This window comes from Paenibacillus sp. JNUCC32, assembly GCF_014863545.1.
Classification (GTDB): Bacteria; Bacillota; Bacilli; order Paenibacillales; family Paenibacillaceae; genus Paenibacillus_AQ; species Paenibacillus_AQ lautus_A.
This window is the reverse complement of record NZ_CP062260.1, coordinates 1,605,077-1,625,318: the sequence shown is the minus strand read 5'-3', so window position 1 is coordinate 1,625,318 and position 20,242 is coordinate 1,605,077. Positions and strand designations below refer to the sequence as shown.

The following is a 20,242-nucleotide window of genomic DNA, read 5'->3' as shown; positions in this document are numbered from 1 at the left end:
CATCTATGTAACATTCACTGCCTTTCAATAGACGGGTTTAGGTTGTGTAGAATAACGATGGTTTATTAATGACGCGGTAAAGTTTCAGCCTTTTGCCTTGATCATAAAAAGGCCCCCTAAAGAGTGTCCTTTAGGAAGCCTATTTAACCAGCCGTTTCGTATTAATAAGCAGTCCAGCCCGCATCGGCTGTGACGACGGTGCCGTTGACAAAGCTGGCTTCGTCCGAAGCGAGGAACAATACCACCTTCGCGATCTCTTCCGGTTCGCCCGCCCGCGGGTTCAGGTTCATGCCGGCCATGGCTCGTTCCATGCCGAACGAATTCGGCGCGTTGATGGTGGTGCCGATATTGGTGCTGACGCCGCCCGGAGCAACCGCATTACAGCGGATGCCCTGCGTCGCATACTGGAAGCCGACATTTTTGGTCAAGCCGACCACGGCATGTTTGGCCGCCGTATACGAAGCGCCTGCCCTGGACCCCATCAGGCCTCCGGCAGAAGCAATGTTCACAATGACTCCGCTTTTCTTCTCCAAGAAGATCGGCAATGCTTTACGAATGGTTCTCATCGGCCCCGTTGCGTTGATGGCGAATACGCGGTCCCACAGCTCATCCGTCACGTCCGCTGCCGGCACGAAATTGTCCATGATGCCGGCATTGTTGATCAAGATATCAAGTGTTCCGTATTCTTTAACGGTGGCGTCCACCAACTGCTGCACTTCTTCTTCCTTGGCAACATTCGCGGCCACAGCCAAGGCCGTGCCGCCATTCGCTGCGATTCCGTCCACTACGGCTTGCGCCGCCTCAAGCCGAAGGTCGGACACCACGACTTTTGCGCCTTCTGCAGCAAACAATTCTGCCGTCGCTTTTCCCATTCCGGAAGCAGCCCCGGTTACAATCGCAACTTTACCAGATAATCTCATGCTTCATACCCCCATTATTCGTTGATCAAATTTTAATATCAGGCACAATATATCAACAGCTGTTCAATACCAGACATATGTCAAATCTAGTATAATCAAAGTATGATATAGGTCACAATCATTAAAAAACGCAAAAGTGTGCGTTAACGAACAAAATACGGGGATCTGTTTATATTTGAAATAATTAAATACGTTATATTTTCACCGAAAGGACTCTTGCCTATGCAAACGAACAGAAAAAGGAGCGACCGGCGCATCGTCCGCAGCAAAGAGGCTTTAAAGCAGTCGCTGCTGTCGCTGCTCTCGCAAAAAAGCTTCTCCAGCATTTCCATCACGGAAATCGTCGAATCGGCCAACTATAATCGAGGTACCTTCTATACCCACTATGACAACAAAGAGGCTCTGCTGGATGATATCCTGACTCCGCTCATGGAGGAGCTAATCGCTTCATTTAGAGCTCCATACGGGGATGTCGACGTTTTTCATATCGATGAGCTGCCCGCCAACGCGGTCAAAATATTCGACCATATCCATCAAAATGCCGGCGTGTACACGTCCCTGTTCAAAAGCGATGTGCTGCCGCTGGTCCGGGATAAAATGTTCTCCGCCCTTAAGCAAATCGCCTTGGAGGATTTGGACTATCCGGGCGAAGAGCTCAATCATGAACTTCTCATCATTTATAATATGAACGCCTTAATCGGCCTGGTATTCCACTGGATCGAGAACAATTTCCACTATTCCGTCCCTTATATGAGGGATCAGCTGATTCTTATGATCAACTGGAGGCCGCGAAGCGTTAGGACGCAGATCAAGCGGACGGACCCTACATGAAATCGGCGTTGATAACCTTGATAAGTAAGTAGAAAAACCATGAGCCCTTTCTTAAGCAAGTGAAAGGATTCATGGTTTTTCAACGTCGATCTGCCATAGAACACCATTTAAAATACGCTTTCTCCTTTCCTTCACAGGTTCCTCAGCGGTTAATCGATCATGAACCCGCTTTTCTTACAACCGGATTCTTATTCTTGTTGGTCTAAAGGCATGGATAGGACCGTCATCGTCGTTGTATGCCCATACTCGCTGCACTGATAGATAAAGGTTTCGAGAGACTTCATCGAACCTGTTTCGATTTTCATCAGAAAATTGTATTGACCGCTGACTTGGTATATCTCGACGACCTCCTGCGATTGTTTGGCGAATGTCGTCAGACGGCCGCAATGACTGGCCTGGATCAGGATGAAGGCCGTTACGCCCTTCCCCATTTTTTCAGCTGAAAGAACCGTACGATACTCTGTAATTACGCCTTTCTCCTCCAAACGCTTCACACGCTCGGATACCGCAGGCTGCGTCATGTTGACCTTTCTCCCCAATTCGGAGAAGGAGATTCTTGCATTATGCTTTAACAGCTCCAAGATTTGAAGATCAATTTGATCCATGATTACACACTCCCTGCCTTCCCAACTACAATTTCCAAGTCGAATGTACGAAACAGCTATGATTTCAAAGTATTACGGTAGGAATTCCTTGATTATCATCTGTAACTATCCGGCTCTGATTTATACAATGGAACTAGGTTAACAAGCCACATTCTAGGAGGTAAATACAATGATGATCAGCCTACACGATTCCATACGAATCGGAACCTTACAATTGAAGAACCGAATGATCATGGCTCCTATGCAGCAAAATCAAGGAACGCCGGATTCTCATGCAACCGATTATCATGTGAAATTTTACAGTGAACGGGCGGAACATGTCAGTATGATCATTATCGAATCTACCGTCGTGTCGGCAAACGGCCGGTTGTTCCCGGACGATATTGGAATATATACCGAACTGCATGCAGATTCCCTACGCAGAATTGTCGATGCGGTCCATGCGAAAGGAACGCCGATCTTCATCCAATTGACCCACGCTGGCAGAAAAGCATGGCCTACCGTCACCGAAAAAAGTCTGGCTCCTAGTGCGATTGCCTACGATGATCAATATGGACTTCCCGAAACGATGTCCCAAGCGGACATTAACGCGGTCATCGACCAGTTCCGGATGGCTGCCCGCCGAAGCCTCCAGGCCGGCTTTGATGGAATCGAGCTTCATGCCGCCCATGGTCATCTCCTCCACCAATTCCTCTCTCCGCTGTCGAATCGGCGAACGGACGCATATGGTGGGAGCCTTGAAAACAGAGTCCGCTTCATCCATGAAGTTCTGGCGGGCATCCGTACCGAAGTAGGAAACGCCTACCCGGTGCAATTGCGGGTTTCTGCATCCGACTTTGCCGATGGCGGCCTGACGCCGGCAGAGGTTGCGCTGGCCTTGACGTACCTTCAGTCCGAACTGGATGCCGTGCATGTATCTTCAGGCGGTCTCGTTCCTGCTGCGCCTTTAGCCACGCCGGAAGGCTACCAAACACCTTATGCGGCGGTGATCAAACAATATGTAAACATTCCGGTAATCGCGGTCGGCAATATACGCACCCAGGCGTTCGCCAATTTCATTCTAGCAGATGGGATGGCAGATATGATAGCCATCGGCCGCCCATTGCTGGAAGATGCAAATTTCGGTAAAAAAATGCTGACCTTAGTTTAATGACTGCGAACTCAAGCAACTTAGTCGTTAACTTGCGCAATTCAATAGAAAAGCCAAAGGCCGTCTCCACAGGGAGCTTGAAACTCCCCTTGGAGACGGCCTATTCTTGAAGCCGATCAATTTTGCATCTGAACCAATTTGCCGATCCTCCTCAATAAACCGTGATCATACGCCCCCATTGCTGTAGCAAATGGACAGGAGGTTTAGATTACCGTCAGGATCGAAACATCTTAAGCCGGCGGCAGGGTCGTCGATTGGCGGACGATCAGCTCCGGGGGGAGCACGATTCGACGGGCAGGATCACCCTTGCCGGACAGCCCCCTTACGACAAGATCAACCGCCATGCGGCCCATCTGCTCGATCGGCTGGGCAATAACGGTCAGCGGCGGATCGGTGACGCTGGCCAGAATCGTATCGTCAAAGCTGACGACCGAACATTCCTCCGGTACGCGCAGTCCGAGTTCGCGGGCCGCCCGAAGGGCACCGACCGCCAGCAGGTCGTTGCAGCAGAACAGTGCCGTGGGTCTTACCGCTAGCTCCAGCATGGCTTTAGCTCGTCGGTAACCATCCTCGATCTTATGGTCACAGGCCGCAATACAGCCGGGGGACAGCTCCAAACCGTGTGAAGCGGCAGCTTCAACAAATCCCCTTACCCGCTCGCTGCTGCTTGTCACCCGTTCATTCTCAGCAAGCACTGCGAGTCTGCGATGACCCAATTGTAGCAGATGCTCCGCAGCCAGCCGTCCTCCCTCCAGGTCATGTACCCGGACGCTGCTGGCATCAAGCGCAGGATTGTCCCGGGCAATAAGCGCTATCGCCAGCGAATGCTCTTGAAGCGGCTTAAGCAGCTCGCCATGGGATATACCCGTCCCGATAATCACGCCATCCACTTGCTTCTGCCTCAACAGATTAACGTAGCGCTTTACTTTCTCTTCTTGGTTGTCCGTGCTGCAGATGATCACGCTGTAACCGAGCTGATGTCCTTGATCCTCGACGGAGCGAGCCATCTCGGCAAAAAACGGGTTGGAGATATCGGGAACGAGCAATCCAAGAGTAAAGGTTCTTTTGCCGGCGAGGGCGGAAGCAATCGCGTTCGGCCGATAGTTCAGGCGCTTCATGATATCCAGAATTTCCTCACGCCGTTCGCGGCTGATCTTGCCCTTGCCGTTGATGACATGAGAAACGGTGGCAATGGAGACGCCGGCTTCGCGCGCAACGTCATAAATAGTCGCTCTTATCATCCCTTGTGCTCCATTTGTTTAATTTTGGAATTTCAATTTATTATGCGCCTTCCTCTCTTTTAGCGCAAGGCCGATTTATCGTTAATGCCGCCTGCAAACATTCAATCAAGAACCCTTGCCTGGATCTTATCTGACTTTATCTCATCAGCCAGTCATGATCCGGGTCGTTGCGGAATTTCCATATTCGCTTCGGACCTGCCATGACGTTCAGGTAATATACGTCATAACCCGGAGGGGCGGAAACCGGATGGTAGCCTTCAGGGACCATCACGGCCTCGCCGTCTTTGACCGCCATCGTTTCGTTCAGCGACCGGTCATCCGTGTAGACCCGCTGCACGGCAAACCCCTGCTCCGGCTCAATCCGGAAATAGTAGGTTTCCTCCAGCAGCGACTCCTCCGGCAGCTCGTCGCGGTCATGCTTGTGGGGCGGGTAACTGGACCAGTTGCCTCCGTCCGTGAACACCTCGACCACCAGCAAACTGTCGGCCGGCTTTTGCTCCGGCAGAATATTGTGCACCAGGCGCGACATGCTGCCGCTGCCCCGGTTCTCGACGCCCACATCCTGCGGCTCAATCAGACGTGCCCGATGATTCCCTTGCCCCGGGGCAAGGCACACCGCCAGCTCCGTTTCAGTAAGAGCCTTGACCTCATATTGCTGTTTCGAAGGCACATAAACGGTAAAGGGGGGCGTCTTTTCGAACACGCTCATGCGTTTGCCAATGTTGTCCCAGCCTTCTCCCGCGGCCTTCACGTCGGCCCGCCCGGACAGCAGAACAAGGGCCGCCTCCTGATCTCCCGTGGCCCGGCTCAGCGTCTGGCCTTCGCTCAAACGGAAAACCTGGAAGCCTACGTACTCCCATCCTGCCGTCTGCGGCGTAATCGACAGCACGCATCCCTCCCGGTCCGGAGTCGTTGCGGGTACAATGAAGTTCGGCATGGTCTTTCTCCTCCTTTGTCGTGGATCAGATCTGATAATCACGAAGCTATTAACCCACTGAAGTACCGGCGGTCAGCTCGGCCAGCTTCACCGGACGGCCCTGTTCCAGCGAGCGTTTAGCCGCCAGCGCAATCAGCTCCGCCTGCAGGCCGTCGTGACCGTTAACCGGCACTGGCGTGCCGTTCTGAAGGCTTTCGATAAACTGCTTCGCCTCGTTCATGTACGCTTCCGTGTACCGTTCCAGAAAGAAATACAACGGCTTGTCACGGGTGACGCCTTCCGGGCCGCTGACCACCGTGGTGCTCGGATAATCGTTGTCGGCGGTCACGCTGCCGCCGGAGCCGAATACCTCCACCCGCTGATCATACCCGTAGACGGCTTGGCGGCTGTTGTCGATGACGCCGAGCGCGCCGTTTTCAAACCGAAGCATCGTCACGGCTGTGTCAATATCGCCCTGCTCGCCGATGGCGGGGTCCACCAGCACCGCGCCTTGGGCAAACACCTCGACCACCTCGCTGCCCGATAGGTAACGGGCGATGTCAAAATCATGAATCGCCATATCCATAAACAGGCCGCCGGAACCTTTAATATATTCCGGATGCGGCGGGTTCGGATCGCGCGAGGTGATCTTGATCAGATGCGGTTCCCCGATCCTTCCCTCGGATACAATCTCCCGAACGCGTCTGAAGTTGTGGTCGAACCTGCGGTTGAAGCCGATCTGCAGGCTAACGCCTGCCGCTTTTACGGCCGCCAGCGCTTCGAGGGTCTGGTCCACGCTCAAACTGACCGGCTTCTCGCAGAAAATATGCTTGCCGTTTGCGGCGGCCTGCTTAATGAACGGGACATGCGTATCCGTCGAGGAGCAGATCAACACGGCATCGATATCCGGGCTTTCCAAGATTTCGATGCTGTTGTTTGTGACGACGGGGATGCCCCGCGACGCCGCCCAGGCACGCAGCTCATCGCCGGCGAACAGGTCGCCGATGGCCGAAATTTTCGCGCCGGGGATGCGCAGCAGGTTATCCGCATGGATTTTGCCGATTCGTCCGGCACCGATGATTCCGATATGAATGGTTTTCATATGAACGTCTCCTCTGCTTCAGGGCTACCAGCGCGCCGTCACCATTTTTTTGCGGGTATAGAATTCCACGCCGTCCGTGCCGTTGGCATGCAGGTCTCCATAGAAGGAGTTTTTCCAGCCGGAGAACGGAAAGAAAGCCATCGGCGCAGGAACGCCGAGGTTTACGCCCAGCATGCCGGCATCGATATGTTCGCGGAACTGGCGCACATCGCTGCCGTCCTGCGTGAACAGGCAGGCCCCGTTCGCGAAGTCCGAGCGGTTGGAGATTTGAATTGCTTCCTCCAGCGTTTCCGCCCGCATGATGGACAACACCGGGGCGAAAATTTCGTCCTTCCAAATCTTCATTTCGCTTGTCACTTCATCGAAAATCGTCGGTCCGACGAAATATCCGGCCCCGTTCACGGCCTCGTCCGCGCGGCCGTCACGAATCAGCTTCGCTCCTTCCCGCTCGCCCGCTTCGATATAAAAGAGCGTGCGCTCCTTGTGGGCTTGCCGGATCACCGGCCCCAGGAAGACGCCTTCGTCCGCTCCGTTGCCGATGGAGATTTCATCGGCCGCCTGCTTCAGCTTCGCGATCAGCGGTTCGGCTACGTCCCCTACGGCCACCACCACGGAGCAGGCCATGCAGCGCTCACCGGCAGAGCCGAAGGCAGCGCTGACGATCTGGGTGACAGCGGCGTCCAAATCGGCTGTCGGCATCACGATGCTGTGGTTTTTTGCTCCGGCCAAGGCCTGCACGCGCTTGCCATGGGAAGAAGCGGTTTTGTACACATGCTCCGCCACCGGTTGGGAGCCGACGAAGGACACGGCGGCGATGCCGGGATGCTCCAGCAAAGCGTTGACTACATCATGGGCGCCGTGAACGAGGTTCAGGACGCCGTCCGGCAGGCCCGCTTCCGAGAACAGCTCTGCCAGGCGCTGAGCCAGGAGCGGCGTACGTTCCGAAGGCTTCAGCACGAACGCGTTGCCGCAAGCGATGGCGAGCGGAAACATCCAGCATGGCACCATCATCGGAAAATTGAACGGCGTGATGCCGGCCACAACGCCGACCGGATACCGGTACATGCCGGATTCCAAATGGGTGGCGATGTCCGGAAGCTGTTTGCCCATCATCAGCGTCGGCGCGCCTGCGGCAAACTCGACGCATTCGATGCCGCGCTGGACTTCGCCGTAGGCTTCGGCATAGCTTTTGCCGTTCTCCGCCGTAATCAGGCGTGCCAGCTCCTCCCAGTGCTCCACGAGCAGCTGCTGATACTTGAACAGAATCCGCGCGCGTCGCGGCACGGCGGTCTTGGCCCAGTCGCGTCCAGCTTTGGCGGCGGCCTGCACCGCCTGGTCCACATCCTCCTTGGTGGAAAGCGGAACGTAAGCAAGGATTTCTTCCGTCGCCGGGTTGTAGACCGGATCGCTGCGTTCCGATCGGGATGGCACGAATTCTCCGCCGATATAATTGTTCAGGATTTGCGTCATACGCGTTGGCTCCTTTCGATGAATCAGTCAGAATAAAATAATGAATGCTCCTTCAAGAATTGGCGGTAATTTCGCCTCGCTTGCAGCGCTCGATATAATCGAGAACGGCGGCGCTTGTCGGCATCGCATCGGAGCAGCTGTGGCTGGAGATGACGATGCTCGCTGCAGCACTTCCGAACTCCATGCAGCGTTCGATGGCCCAGCCCTGCATCAGGCCGTACAGGAGGCCGGCGGCATACGAATCCCCCGCTCCGAACGTCTTGATGACCTTCGCCGGAAAGCTTTGGGCCGTATGGCTGGCACCGCCGGGGGTATAAGCGATGGACCCCTCCTTGCCGTGCTTGATAATGACGATTTTGGCCCTGTAATCAAACCAATTGGCAGCCGTGACGCGGTCGCTTCGTTCCGGGTTGCCGCCGAACTGCTCCATCATATCGAACTCCTCGCGCGTGCCGAGGACAATGTCGCATTTTTCCGCCGCTAAATTGTAATAGGTTGCCGTCTCCTGCGGGGATTTCCAGGTGTACGGACGGTAATCGAGGTCGAACGCGATCACGGCGCCGTGGCGCTTGGCATAGTCCAGAGCCAGAAACACGGCTTCCCGGGAGGGGCTGGCCGCGAGCGCGGTCCCGGAGATGAGTACCATTTTGGCGGATGCGATCAGCTCCTCGCTCACTTCCCCCGTCTCCAGCAGCAAGTCCGCGGCGTTGTCCCGATACATCAGAATGCTGCAGTCACTCGGGCTCTTGATCTCGGTAAAAGCCAGACCCGTTACGGCCCGCGTGTGGTCGGTGGAGACGCCGTTCGTCGCAATCCCGTTATCCTCCAGATATTTGGTAATAAAACGCCCCATCTGATCGTCCGCCACCTTGCCGATGAAGCCTGTATTCAGGCCCAGGCGGGCCATCCCGATACAGATATTGGCGGGGGATCCGCCCACATATTTGGTAAACGTGCTCGTCTCTTCCATCGGCCGGTTAATCTCATTGGCGTTCAGGTCGATGCACAGTCTGCCCACGGCCACGAAATCCATCGGTTTTTCGTTATTGAACGTGATTTCACTCATGGATAAACCTCCTCGTTCGGATCGGCCCTGGCCGAGCAACCATATGATTCTGACTCCATGGCTCCGCTCTTCTATGGACCGTATCGCTTACAGCTCGTAATACTTTCAGTTAAAAACTTCCAAACGGTAAATACTCCCCGCTCAAGCCACTCACATTTGAGTTCGTTACTGGGGGATGAGTAAGTTACGATTCCTCCCCAAACGGGAGTCATGTCGCCTTGAGCCAAGCTCGACCCTCGAGAGGTGGACTTCAACCCTGTATCTTCTTCAGTCCGTCCAAGCTGTCCAAGTATTCAATCGCCCGTTGAGCGTACTCCTTGGCCGGATGCAGCACCGGATCCTGCTCACCCTCCAGCATCGCCCAGCCGTCATAGCCGCGTTCAACGAGCTCTCCGATTATCGGCGCGAAATCGATGCATCCATCGCCGGGAACCGTAAACACGCCCCTGCGGATGCAGCTTACGAAATCGCAGTTGTCCAGTCTCGCCTGTTCCAGCACATCAGGCCGGATATCCTTCAGGTGGATATACGCGATCCGGTCATAATGCTTGCGGAGCAGCTCCAGCGGGTCGTTCCCCCCGTAATAGGCATGACCGGTATCGTACAGGAGAGACACCAGCGAAGCGTCGGTCATGGCCATCAGCCTGTCGACCTCGTAAGGCTGCTCCACAACCGTACCGCCATGATGATGATAAGCCAGCTTCATGCCGTAACTCGCCGCAATCTCCCCTGCCTGGTTCAGCCCTTCCGCCAGGCTTTCCCATCCGGCGTCATCCAACCGGAGCACGATGCTCTCATTCGGCGTCCGGCGGGGATCGAAATGCAGCGAGCCGCCTACCTCCGCCGTGCTGATGACTTTGCTGCCGAACCCCGCCAGAAACTCCGCATGCCGGCGGTAGTCCTCCAGCTCCTGCTTCCGGTAATCGGGATCGGAGAACAGCACCGATTTCCACTGGGAAACCAGCTGGATACCGCGGGCATCCAGCTCCCGCTTCAGAACCGCAGGATCCTTCGGGAATTTACGGCCCATCTCCGTGCCTTTCAGCCCCAAAGCCGCAATATCGTCCACAATCGTCTCAAACGCCGTGCCGTCTCCATGCTCTTTTACATCCTCGCCGACCCAGTTGATGGGATGGATCCCAAGCTTAAACAGCCTGTTGCTCATTTTCAGCACTCCTTTGCTTTGTGAGGTAGGGGCATGCTTCCTTGCTCAAGTGCCCTTAGCAGGCGGCTTTCTTGCCCCGAACACCTTCATGGCCTTCCGTCTATCGGGCTACCTTGACAGCCTTTCTCCGGCGCAGATGTTTCGCGTTGGATGACGGTCATCAACCACATCCTTAGGCTATAAAGTTAAAGGCCTTTCAGCGCAGCCGCTTAGTAGGGCCTGGCTTCCTTGCTTCGAGCCGCCATCTGGCGCTGCGCATCGGTTACCTTGCTTGAGGCCGACACCTCCGGCACCTCCACGCGCCACCAGGACTCGTAACCGTCGGTGTTCGTTCCCGGAACGACCGGAATTTCGATCAGCGTTGTCACCGTTTCCTTCCGTGCCTGAAGCAGCGCTGCATGCAGTTCTGCCGGCGTGCGGCCCTTGTAGGCTTTAGCCCCTAGCGCGCGTGCGTGGGCGGCAAAATCAATCGGAAGATAATCGCCGGTGAGTCGTCCCGTGCCTTCCTCGCGGCGGCGGAACTCGTTGCCGAAGCCGTCGCTGCCGTTGCTCCGCTGCAAATTGTGAATGCATTGGAAGCCGTGGTTGTCGAACAGCAGTATCGTTATCTTGCGGCCTTCCTGCAAGCTGGTGACCAGCTCCGAGTGCATCATCAAATAACTGCCGTCCCCCACCAGCGCGTAGACCTCGCGGTCCGGTTCCGCCAGGGCCACGCCCAAGGCGCCGCTTACCTCATATCCCATGCAGGAGAAACCATATTCCATGTGGTACGTTTTCGGTTCGGCCGGTCTCCATAACCGGTGCAGATCTCCCGGAAGACTGCCAGCCGCACAGACGATGACCGATGACGGGGAGATGACCTCGTTGATGACGCCGAGCGCCCTCGTCTGCGACAAGCCGTCGGGATGCTCCGCAGCGTACAGACGGTCTACCTCGCTGTCCCACTCGGCTTTCAGCTCAGCAAGCTCGCCTTTTTCGTACCCGGCTTGATAGCCTTTTTGAGACAGGATCTCCTTCAGTGCCTGCAGCCCTTCCTTCGCATCGGCGATCAGCGCTTCGCCGCCGAGCTTGGCTCCGTCCGCGCTGTTGACGTTCAGGTTCAGGAACGATACGTCCTCCCGTTGAAACGCCCATTTGGAGGACGTCGTAAAGTCCGAATAGCGGGTGCCGATGCCGATAATCAGATCGGCCTTTGCCGCTGCGCGGTTCGCCGCCAGCGAGCCGGTTACGCCCATCGCCCCCAGGTTCAGGGGGTGATTCCAGGGAAGCGCGCTTTTACCGGCCTGCGTTTCTGCGACCGGGATACCGAAGGCTTCCGCAAAGGCTGCCAAATCCCCGGTTGCCTCGCTGTAGTGCACGCCGCCTCCGGCGATGATGAGCGGCCGCTTGCTTGCTGCAAACCGCGCCGCCGCCCGCATCAGTCCATCTGCCGCAGGCGGTCGGCGGTCGATGGCGTGCACGGTTTTCTCGAACAGCGATTCGGGGTAATCGTAAGCTTCAGCCTGCACGTCCTGCGGCAGCGCGAGGGTGACCGCTCCCGTCTCCGCCGGATCCGTCAAGACGCGGATCGCCTGCCCGGCCGCCGCGATCAGCTGCTCCGGCCGGGAGATCCGGTCCCAGTACCGGCTCACCGGCTTGAATGCATCGGCGGCCGATACGGTGTAGTCCGACGAGGCTTCGATCTGCTGAAGTACCGGATCAGGCTGGCGGCAGGCAAAGTTGTCCCCAGGCAGCAGCAGTACCGGAATACGGTTCACGGTTGCCGTTGCCGCCGCGGTGACCATATTCAGCGCGCCGGGTCCGATGGAGGAAGTGCAGGCCCAGATTTGCCGCCGGTTCTTTTGCTTGGCGTACGCCGTCGCGGCGTGCACCATGCCCTGTTCGTTTTTGCCCTGCATATAAACCAGATCCCCGGCGCTTCGTTCCAAAGCCTCGCCAAGGCCGGTCACGTTGCCGTGGCCGAAGATTCCCATTACCCCGCGCACAAACTTCGTCTCTACCCCATCGACGGAAACATACTGTGCATCCAAAAATTTCAGCAGCGCCTGTGCCATCGTTAATCGAATCGTTGTCAACCGGTTCATCTCCTTTTCATCGTCAATATATCCTGTGAAGAAAGCCATTTATGAATTAAGCGCTTAACTCATCGTACCGAAACGCCTAACCAGTTAACGGTTAAGCGCTTTAATGAAAGTGTATGCCTTACTTGCCGTTCAGCATGCCTTTCAATTTCATGATCTCCGCGCACGCCAGCATCATGATCCCGATCCCGTGGTTGTCATTGACCACCGTGAGCAGATCATGCTTATAATAGTCCCCGGTGAATGAATAACGGGATCCGCTGCACACTCCGTGCACGCTGCCGTGACGGTCGATGGCCTGCTCGGTCAACCCCTGCCATGCTCGAACGGCTGCATCGGCAAAAGGTGCCGGTTCCTCCAGCCAGCCGAACCGGACGCCTCTGGCAAAGGCATAGGCGAACATGGCCGAGCAGGAAGCTTCCTCATAAGCTTCCGAATCGGTAATAACCTGCCTCCAGAGTCCTGACTCCCCCTGATAAGAAGCAATTCCGGCGCACAATTTACGGAAAAACTCAAGCAGCGCAGGCCGGTCCTTATGATCCTCCGGCAGACGTTCCAGCAGTTCCGATAAGGAGAACAGGCTCCATCCGTTTCCGCGCCCCCAAGGAATTCGGGTCGCTTTCCCGTATTTGAAATCGAATACGTGGCTCATCACGCCTTCCTCCGGCATGAACAGATACTCCCGGTACCTCAAGAACTGCCTGGCCGCTTCGTCCAGATAGGAGGAATCGCCTGTCATCCCGGCGTAGCGTGACAAGAACGGCGTGCTCATGTACAGATCATCCGCCCACATCGTATCTGCGGAATACTCCGAAACGCACAGACGATAGAAAGCGCCGTCCTCCCGGCGTTCCAGTCGGTTCACCATAAAATCCGCAATGTCCTCCGCGACTTTTACAACTTCCGGATTGCCGCTTTCCTTATCGTCTTCCAGCATCGCCGAGCCGAACGAACCACAGTTGTCCAGCATCTTGATCAGCACCAGCTGATGGTTCACGGACGGAAATCCGTAGGTATCCCGGTCCCAGACGGCGTATTCGTACCATTGGGTGCAGATGTCGATATGCGCCCGGGCATATTCCGCGATATCGGGCCGCCCCAGCGCTCGCGATGCTTGAAGAAGTCCATACATCGTCACACCGAGCGGATAGTCCCAGCGCCCGAAATTGGTGGCGGCCCCGGAGGTCCATTTGTTGCTCAGCATGGCGTTCTCATAGAACGGCCTGACCCGGTAGCCCGGCGCATCCAGGGACCAGCCGGTCAAACCGCGGCCGTCCGCACGCGGAAACAGTCTCTTGACCGAGCACACCTCCTCCGGCGTTTGCTCCTCCCCTGCGGCCAGCGGCCCGGCATACATCCACGGAGACGGGGCGCCTTGTACCGGGACGGGAAGCTCAAACTCCAGCTCTCCCTGTGAAGCATAGGCATGAAGCTCAACCCCCCATCCCGACGGCCCGCGGCAGCTGCGTACCAAAAGATCCCCGCGGCAGGCCGAAGCGGGCAGCTTGCAACCGAAGACGCCCCCCTCAATGTCCATGACGGAATCATCGCCGATCCAGATCTCCGTCCTGCCCAGAGCGCTGCCCTTGAACTCAACATGGTCGATGCCGGCAGGCACCTTAAGCCGGCTCCATGCATACCCCGCAGCCGGGGCCTCCGGCAAGCCGAATATTCTCTCGAAATTCGGTTTATCCGCTTCCTCTTCACTCCAGCCTGTGAGCGGAAGCCAATCCATGCCGGTGTCTACTTCGGACCCGTGAGCTTTCGGAAAGACGCCGCCTTCGCCGAGCGTGCCGGCAGCCAGCGGTCCGACATATGCCCAACCTGCGGTGTCCTTCCGGTCTGCAAAAGGAGACAGCACCTGCAGAATGCGGACCTTGCCCTCCACGGCTCCGAAGCGGCAGCCGAATCCGGCTTCGGTCCTCCGGACCTCAATCAACAATGTGTTCCAGCCCGGGCTCAGCACCAGCGGAATGGCGATTTTGGCATCGGGCTTCATCTCGTCCTCGGCACCCGAACGATACATCAGCCGCTCGTTCAGATAGAAGCGGACCGGGCTGTACGGCATGATCGCGGCATCCAGCGAACGTTCATCGTCGCTCCACACCAGACCAAGGGCGTAGGCCGCCTCCCCTTGCTTCGCTTCCCGGAACCGGTCGCCGAAGTTGAAGTCATAATATCCTTCCTCGGTCTGAAGAATACCCGTTTCGGCGAACGGCCGCAGCGCGAACGGAATTTCCGGATTCGCCCCGATATAGCGCCCTGCGATCGTCTTCAGTATCCCGGCATCATCGTCGCCCATCCAATACCGTATGCTTTCACGGGCTTCGATATAGCTTGTCATGATGATCCTCCCCTTTCCGTTCGGCCGAACCTCGCCGCTGGCGAAAGCTTGATATGGATCTCCTTCACGAAGGGAGTCACCACATTCAGCAGCAGCGTTCGGAAGCCGAGCGGATAAGCCGCTTCCCGGACGCCAGCCGCCGTGTGCTGCAATCCGCCCCCGCTGATTTCCAGCCAATCGCCGTCCATCTCGTAACGAATGCTCCCTTCCATCCAGAACTGGGCATCCCCGCCGGCTGGAGCAAGCTCTCCGCCGCTAAGATTGCCGGCCGCCGGAAAAATCAGCGAGATTTGCGACACGACCTCCTCCGGCTCCGTCGAGGAAATGACCAGCTTCCAGCGGTCGCTCGCTTCCACCACTTCCACCTCCACCTTGTGCCGCTGGACATGCGTCTGCGGACGGCAGTGATGCGGCAGTAGATACCAAGGGCTGACGCCTTCCCTTGCACTATCAGGCAGAGCTGCTTCCGGCACCGGTCCGTCATAACCCTTTTCCTGTTCGCCGGATAACCGGTATCCCTGCTCCAGCGTCGTCAGCCGGCTCATCTTGACAAAGCCGGGGTCGAAATAGGAAGCGAACTGCACGCCGAGAAGCCGAGCCGCTCCATGACGCAGAGAAAAGAAGGAGGACATCTCCGTGCTCACGGTCACGCTGGTGCGGCCCTCACGGATTCGCGCGACCGGAGCCCCAAAATCCGTGTGCATCCGGCTGTATCGGATAACGCCGTGATGGCCGGCACCGGCATATCCGGACAAGTAGCGCTCCCTTGGAAATTCGCCGTTCAGAACGACGCGGTAATGCTCCGGCATGGGCGTTGTCTCTGCACGCTCGCGCATGAGACCCGGATCCAAGAGCAGCCGAACGGCTGCGTTGGTCGGTGCTCCGCCGGGATGTTTCAGCAGAGACAGCGACTGTTCCGCCATCCCTTGAAATACCGGATCGCGGTCCAGGGAAGCCATCATCAGAGACGGCAGGAAGTACCCCGACATATCAAAACGCTGGCCATAATCCTGCCGTCCGGAATATTCCGTGACGATCTCCCCGTCCGGGTGGACCAAATAAGTCATCATCTTCAGATTGGCCCGCACCGGTACCAGCAGCTCCGGACGCTTCAGCAGTCTGGCCGCGTGAATCAGCATGACGTCGCTGACGACGTTGTAGATCCCGTTGCTGCGCTCGGTCCATTCTCCGTCCAAGGTGGCGTCCATGCCTTCGGCGAGCCACTCCTCCGCCCTTTTCAAGGCATCCCGCGAATCAAAAAGCTCATTCAAGAAGCCCAGCGCCGCGCAGATCACCCACCGGTGGTTCGGCGTATGGCAGCCTCCGGTAATCAGCGCAGGCAAGGTGCGCTCCAGAAACAACAGCATATCCGCAGCCGCTCCCTTCAGCTCCGCCCAACCGTCAGCCAGAATCAGCTGTGCAGCTTGCGCATATCCAACCACCACGAAGGCGGTATCCGGAGGGGAATGGAAATTCGTCCAGCCGGGCGAAATCGTACCGTCGCCGTGCTGAGCCGCAAGCATATAACGGGCCGAAAGCGCAAACCTGTGTGCCAGCTCCTTATCGCGGTAATATGCCGATGCCGGATTGCAGAGTGCTGCTGCCCATATCGCCATGGCGGTCGGCGTCCCTGTGTTATGGTTGGGCGATGGCAAACCGTTCTCCATGGTGCGCACCCCGCCGTGCCAGCGATGCGTTTCCTCTAAGATCTGGCGGTCCATCCCCTCCCGCACCCAGCTGTCATTGACTTCAAAAACCCTGTTCAGCATCATACGATCCCCCTAATATCCGTCATCCTTAACCCTTCACGGCACCCAGCATCACGCCGCTGACGAAGTAACGCTGCAGCCACGGGTACACAACAAGAATCGGCACCGTGGCAAATACGACGCTTGCCGCTTTCAGACTTTCCGTGGTTGCTCTGACACCGGCTGCCGGTCCCTCGTTGCGGGTCAAATCCGTAATCATATTGTTCTGTACCAGCTGATACAGCTTCAGCTGCAGCGGATACAGCTCTTCCTTCGTAATATAGAGCAGCGTGTCCTGGAATCCGTTCCAGCGCCCGACCGCGTAGAACAGGCTCAGCGTCGCAATGACCGGCAAAGACAGCGGCAGAATGATTCGAAGCATCGTTCCGATTTGGCTCGTACCGTCGATCTCGGCCGCTTCCTCCAGGCTTTCCGGAATTCCGTTGAAGAAGGAGATCAGGATAATCAGATAAAACGGACTGATCAGCCCCGGAAGAACAAGCGCCCAGATCGTATTCAGCAGGTTCAAGTCCTTCACGAGAATGTACTCCGGGATAATGCCCCCGCTGAAGAACATGGTCACAATGATGATAAACATAAACACTTTTCGGCCCTTCAGCTTCTTTTTCGTCAACGGGTAAGCGGCAATCATCGTCATGACCATGCACAGCACCGTCGTCAGCAGCGTCAGCATAATCGTAAAGCCGAGAGAACGGATCATGCTGGAATCCGAGAATACGGATTGATAAGCCTGAAGGCTGAACTCCACCGGAAACAACGTCACCTCGCCGGACGTTACCGCCCGGTTGGAGCTGAAGGAAATGGCGATAATATGGAAAAAAGGCGCCAGACAGAGAAGTACGAAAACCGCCAGCAGGATCATGTTTACGGAATCAAAAACGCGGCTCGACACACGCTCGCTCATGAGTGAATCTCCTTTCTGCAAAAACGTTAAATGATGGACTCGTCCGTCAGTTTTTTGGATGCATAGTTGGCGCCGAGGATAAAGACCAGCCCGACAACAGCCTGGAACAGGCCGACCACCGTAGCCAGGGTATACTGTCCGGATTCCAGACCCGTCCGGTACACATAGGTACTCAGCACGTCGGAATAATCCATGACCGCTTTATTGCCGATGACAAACGGACGGTCAAAGCCGATCGAGATCATATTGCCGAGGTTGATGATGAGGAGCGTCACAATCGTCGTTTTCAGGCCCGGCAGCGTGATATGCCAGATGCGCTTGAACCTGCCCGCTCCGTCCACTTCAGCCGCTTCAAACAGCTCCTTGTTGATGCCGGTCAAGGCAGCCAGATAGAGGATGGTTCCCCAGCCGGCGCTCTGCCACACCCCCGTCGCGAGGTACGTAATGAGCCACGTGTTTTTTTCGGTTAGAAAAGGTACCGATTCAAAACCGAGCGCCATCAGCATGTTGTTGATCATGCCGGATTGCGTGCCGAACACCTGGTATACGATGCCGCCTATGATAACCCATGAAATGAAATGGGGAATATACAATATCGTTTGGGACAAACGTTTAAACCACTGGATTCTAAGTTCATGAAGCATGATGGCGAGAATCAAGGGCGCCGGAAATGATACCACAAGGTCCAGCAGGTTGAGCATCAGCGTATTGCGGAGGGTTTTATAAAAATCCTGGGTTTGGAAAACTTCGCGAAAGGCATCCAGTCCAATCCATTCACTTCCGGTGATTCCTTGGAAGAAGTTGAAGTCCTTAAAGGCGATCTGTACGCCCCACATCGGGCCGTATTTGAAAATAATGAAATAGACCAAAGGCAGAACAAGCAGTGCGTATAATTGCCAGTACCGGCGCAGGTAAACGGTTCCTCTCATCTGTATCATCCTCTCCTTGTCCATGACGCCGGGAGCGAAGGAACGGCCTCTTGAAGAAGCCGTCCTTTCCCTTTTCCCGCTGGTTTACTTGGTTTGCATTTCCTGATAAACTTTGGTCCGCTCATCAAGAATCGCCTGGCCGCCGCTGACCATGTAATCCTTCATGGTCGCTTCAAATGTTTTCTCGAAATCTTCCGGTTTCGCCATGGCCGTCTTCACGATCATCTCTTCGTATTTGGCCTGCAGGTTCGTGCCGTATTTCGCCTCAGCCTCGATCGGACGGTCGAAATTGACCGGCTTAAACGTATCCGTTGCCGAGATTTCCACGGCCTTGCGATGCAGATCCTGGAACTTTTCCGGGAAGTTGGTTGTCAGTTTCTCCCGGTTCTGCGTTTCGTCGCCTACAAAATTACCGTTGGCGATAATGGCAATGTCGCCGCTGTTGTAAAGCCGGTCAATCACCTCTTGAGGGGCGTCGGTCTTCATGACGGGAATGCCGTCCACCATTTCGTAGTTTTCGCCTTCCACGCCGTTTTGCAGCGCCAGCAGATTGTCCGGGTCGGCCATCCAATTCAGGTATTTGATCGCTTCTTCGGCATGTTGGCTTGTTTTCGGAATCATGATGTACATGCCGTTTGGAGCGTATTCCGGCTTCGCATGCTTGCCTTCGGAGTTGGTGAATGGATCAATTGGCGTAAGCTTGGCGTCCGGCTGGTTTTTGAGGAGCGTATCATAGGTGCCGTCGGCGTAGTACATGTTCGGATAATCCTCCGTCAGGAAGCCCGTAAGACCGTTGGTCACGTCCTGGGTCAACTGCTTCTTGTCTTCGTCCAAACTGAAGTCGCGGCTGATCAGCCCTTCGTTGTAAAGCTTGTTGAAAAATTGCAGCGCATCCTTAAAGCCCGGAAGCAGCGTCGGATAGTCGTTGGCTCCGAGCTTTTGCAGCAGCGTATACTTCTGCTCTTCCGTAGTCGGCTGAATAAAGGACCAGATCAGCGGATCATATTGAGCCGGTTCGATCGTCATGCCGAAGGGAATCACCTTGCCGCCGGTTTCGCCCGGATCCTTTTCTTTAAAAGCTTTCAAAACCGCGTACAGCTCATCGGTCGTTTGAGGCACCTCCATGCCGAGCTTTTCCAGCCAATCGGCGCGGATAAAGGAAGAATACTTGCCAAGGAAGGCCCGTTTGCCGGGAACGGCGAACTGTTTGCCCATGTACTGGCCGTAACTCATCGCGTCCTCATCGAGGAATTCCTTCAGATTCGGACCGTGCTCGTTGATCAAATCCGTCAGTTCCGTCAGCCCGCCCTGCTCCGCGTAGCGGTTGAAGGTCGGCGTGTCATACGTAAATACGATATCCGGCACATTGCCGCCGCTGGCCATGAGAACGTTCAGCTTCTTGATCTCCTCGGAACGGGGGACCGGTACGAATTCCATCTTAATGTTGTTAGGGGTTCCAAAGTTGTCCTGGATATATCGGGTAAGATAACTGTCGGTGATGGTATAAGGCTTCGGTGTATTGCCGCGGTCAAAAATTTCGACCTTCAGCGTAACCTGCTTGCCGTCATTGGAGCCGGAATCCCCGCCCGAAGCATTGGTGCTGCTGCCAGAGCCTGAGGAGCACCCGGATAATACGACCGTTCCGACCATCAACATGACCAGCGTGAGCTTTGCGAGCTTGCCCCATTTTTTCTTGCTTGCTGCCATCATTACATCCCCTTTTCTATTTGGATTATGTCCCTGCCGATT

General features: G+C 56.0%; 16 protein-coding genes. 2 read left to right on the top strand and 14 right to left on the bottom strand.

The window, feature by feature from the left end; genetic code table 11:
• Positions 1-161: 161 nt before the first annotated feature.
• A complete protein-coding gene (locus tag JNUCC32_RS07525) occupies positions 162-920 on the bottom strand; it encodes an SDR family oxidoreductase (RefSeq protein ID WP_096774172.1) in 759 nt (252 codons plus the stop codon).
• Positions 921-1,142: 222 nt separating this feature from the next.
• On the opposite strand from JNUCC32_RS07525, the gene JNUCC32_RS07520 reads away from it, so the two are divergent.
• Complete coding sequence (locus tag JNUCC32_RS07520; RefSeq protein WP_192571535.1) at positions 1,143-1,751, top strand: TetR/AcrR family transcriptional regulator; 609 nt, start codon at positions 1,143-1,145, stop codon at positions 1,749-1,751.
• 188 nt (positions 1,752-1,939) lie between these two features.
• Here the strand turns inward: JNUCC32_RS07520 and JNUCC32_RS07515 are convergent, their stop codons facing one another.
• Entirely contained in the window at positions 1,940-2,356 is a 417-nt protein-coding gene (locus JNUCC32_RS07515) for an Lrp/AsnC family transcriptional regulator (RefSeq protein WP_015735878.1), read from the bottom strand.
• Between the two features lie 169 nt (positions 2,357-2,525).
• On the opposite strand from JNUCC32_RS07515, the gene JNUCC32_RS07510 reads away from it, so the two are divergent.
• Positions 2,526-3,506, top strand: a complete 981-nt coding sequence (locus JNUCC32_RS07510; protein ID WP_192571534.1) for an oxidoreductase — start codon at positions 2,526-2,528, stop codon at positions 3,504-3,506.
• A 230-nt stretch (positions 3,507-3,736) separates the two neighbouring features.
• On the opposite strand, the gene JNUCC32_RS07505 is transcribed toward JNUCC32_RS07510, so the two are convergent.
• The 12 genes from JNUCC32_RS07505 to JNUCC32_RS07450 all read right to left on the bottom strand — a co-directional run bounded on the left by JNUCC32_RS07505 (position 3,737) and on the right by JNUCC32_RS07450 (position 20,203).
• A complete protein-coding gene (locus JNUCC32_RS07505) occupies positions 3,737-4,747 on the bottom strand; it encodes a LacI family DNA-binding transcriptional regulator (RefSeq protein ID WP_176502415.1) in 1,011 nt (336 codons plus the stop codon).
• Between the two features lie 136 nt (positions 4,748-4,883).
• Positions 4,884-5,684: a 5-deoxy-glucuronate isomerase gene (iolB, locus tag JNUCC32_RS07500; protein WP_192571533.1), complete on the bottom strand. Its 801-nt coding sequence runs from the start codon at positions 5,682-5,684 to the stop codon at positions 4,884-4,886.
• A gap of 49 nt (positions 5,685-5,733) precedes the next feature.
• The gene (iolG, locus tag JNUCC32_RS07495; protein WP_192571532.1) at positions 5,734-6,765 is read right to left on the bottom strand and encodes an inositol 2-dehydrogenase; all 1,032 of its coding nucleotides are present in this window, start codon (positions 6,763-6,765) and stop codon (positions 5,734-5,736) included.
• Positions 6,766-6,789: 24 nt separating this feature from the next.
• A complete protein-coding gene (locus tag JNUCC32_RS07490; RefSeq protein WP_192571531.1) occupies positions 6,790-8,235 on the bottom strand; it encodes a CoA-acylating methylmalonate-semialdehyde dehydrogenase in 1,446 nt (481 codons plus the stop codon).
• Between the two features lie 52 nt (positions 8,236-8,287).
• Positions 8,288-9,301 (bottom strand): 5-dehydro-2-deoxygluconokinase, encoded by a 1,014-nt coding sequence (gene iolC, locus JNUCC32_RS07485; protein WP_192571530.1) that lies wholly within the window; start codon positions 9,299-9,301, stop codon positions 8,288-8,290.
• Between the two features lie 250 nt (positions 9,302-9,551).
• Positions 9,552-10,466: a myo-inosose-2 dehydratase gene (gene iolE, locus JNUCC32_RS07480; protein WP_192571529.1), complete on the bottom strand. Its 915-nt coding sequence runs from the start codon at positions 10,464-10,466 to the stop codon at positions 9,552-9,554.
• 209 nt (positions 10,467-10,675) lie between these two features.
• Positions 10,676-12,541: a 3D-(3,5/4)-trihydroxycyclohexane-1,2-dione acylhydrolase (decyclizing) gene (gene iolD, locus JNUCC32_RS07475; protein ID WP_192571528.1), complete on the bottom strand. Its 1,866-nt coding sequence runs from the start codon at positions 12,539-12,541 to the stop codon at positions 10,676-10,678.
• Positions 12,542-12,668: 127 nt separating this feature from the next.
• Positions 12,669-14,891 (bottom strand): glycoside hydrolase family 88/105 protein, encoded by a 2,223-nt coding sequence (locus JNUCC32_RS07470; RefSeq protein WP_192571527.1) that lies wholly within the window; start codon positions 14,889-14,891, stop codon positions 12,669-12,671.
• On the bottom strand, positions 14,888-16,663 hold the full coding sequence (locus tag JNUCC32_RS07465) for a hypothetical protein (protein ID WP_192571526.1): 1,776 nt from the start codon (positions 16,661-16,663) through the stop codon (positions 14,888-14,890). Before JNUCC32_RS07465 ends, JNUCC32_RS07470 begins: the two co-directional genes overlap by 4 nt.
• Positions 16,664-16,688: 25 nt before the next feature.
• Positions 16,689-17,564 carry a carbohydrate ABC transporter permease gene (locus JNUCC32_RS07460; protein ID WP_096774181.1) on the bottom strand — a complete coding sequence of 292 codons (876 nt, stop codon included), beginning with the start codon at positions 17,562-17,564 and terminating at the stop codon, positions 16,689-16,691.
• 26 nt (positions 17,565-17,590) lie between these two features.
• Positions 17,591-18,493, bottom strand: coding sequence for an ABC transporter permease (locus JNUCC32_RS07455; protein WP_036660881.1), 903 nt, complete (start codon positions 18,491-18,493; stop codon positions 17,591-17,593).
• 84 nt (positions 18,494-18,577) lie between these two features.
• Positions 18,578-20,203 carry an extracellular solute-binding protein gene (locus tag JNUCC32_RS07450; RefSeq protein ID WP_430623454.1) on the bottom strand — a complete coding sequence of 542 codons (1,626 nt, stop codon included), beginning with the start codon at positions 20,201-20,203 and terminating at the stop codon, positions 18,578-18,580.
• Positions 20,204-20,242 lie beyond the last annotated feature (39 nt).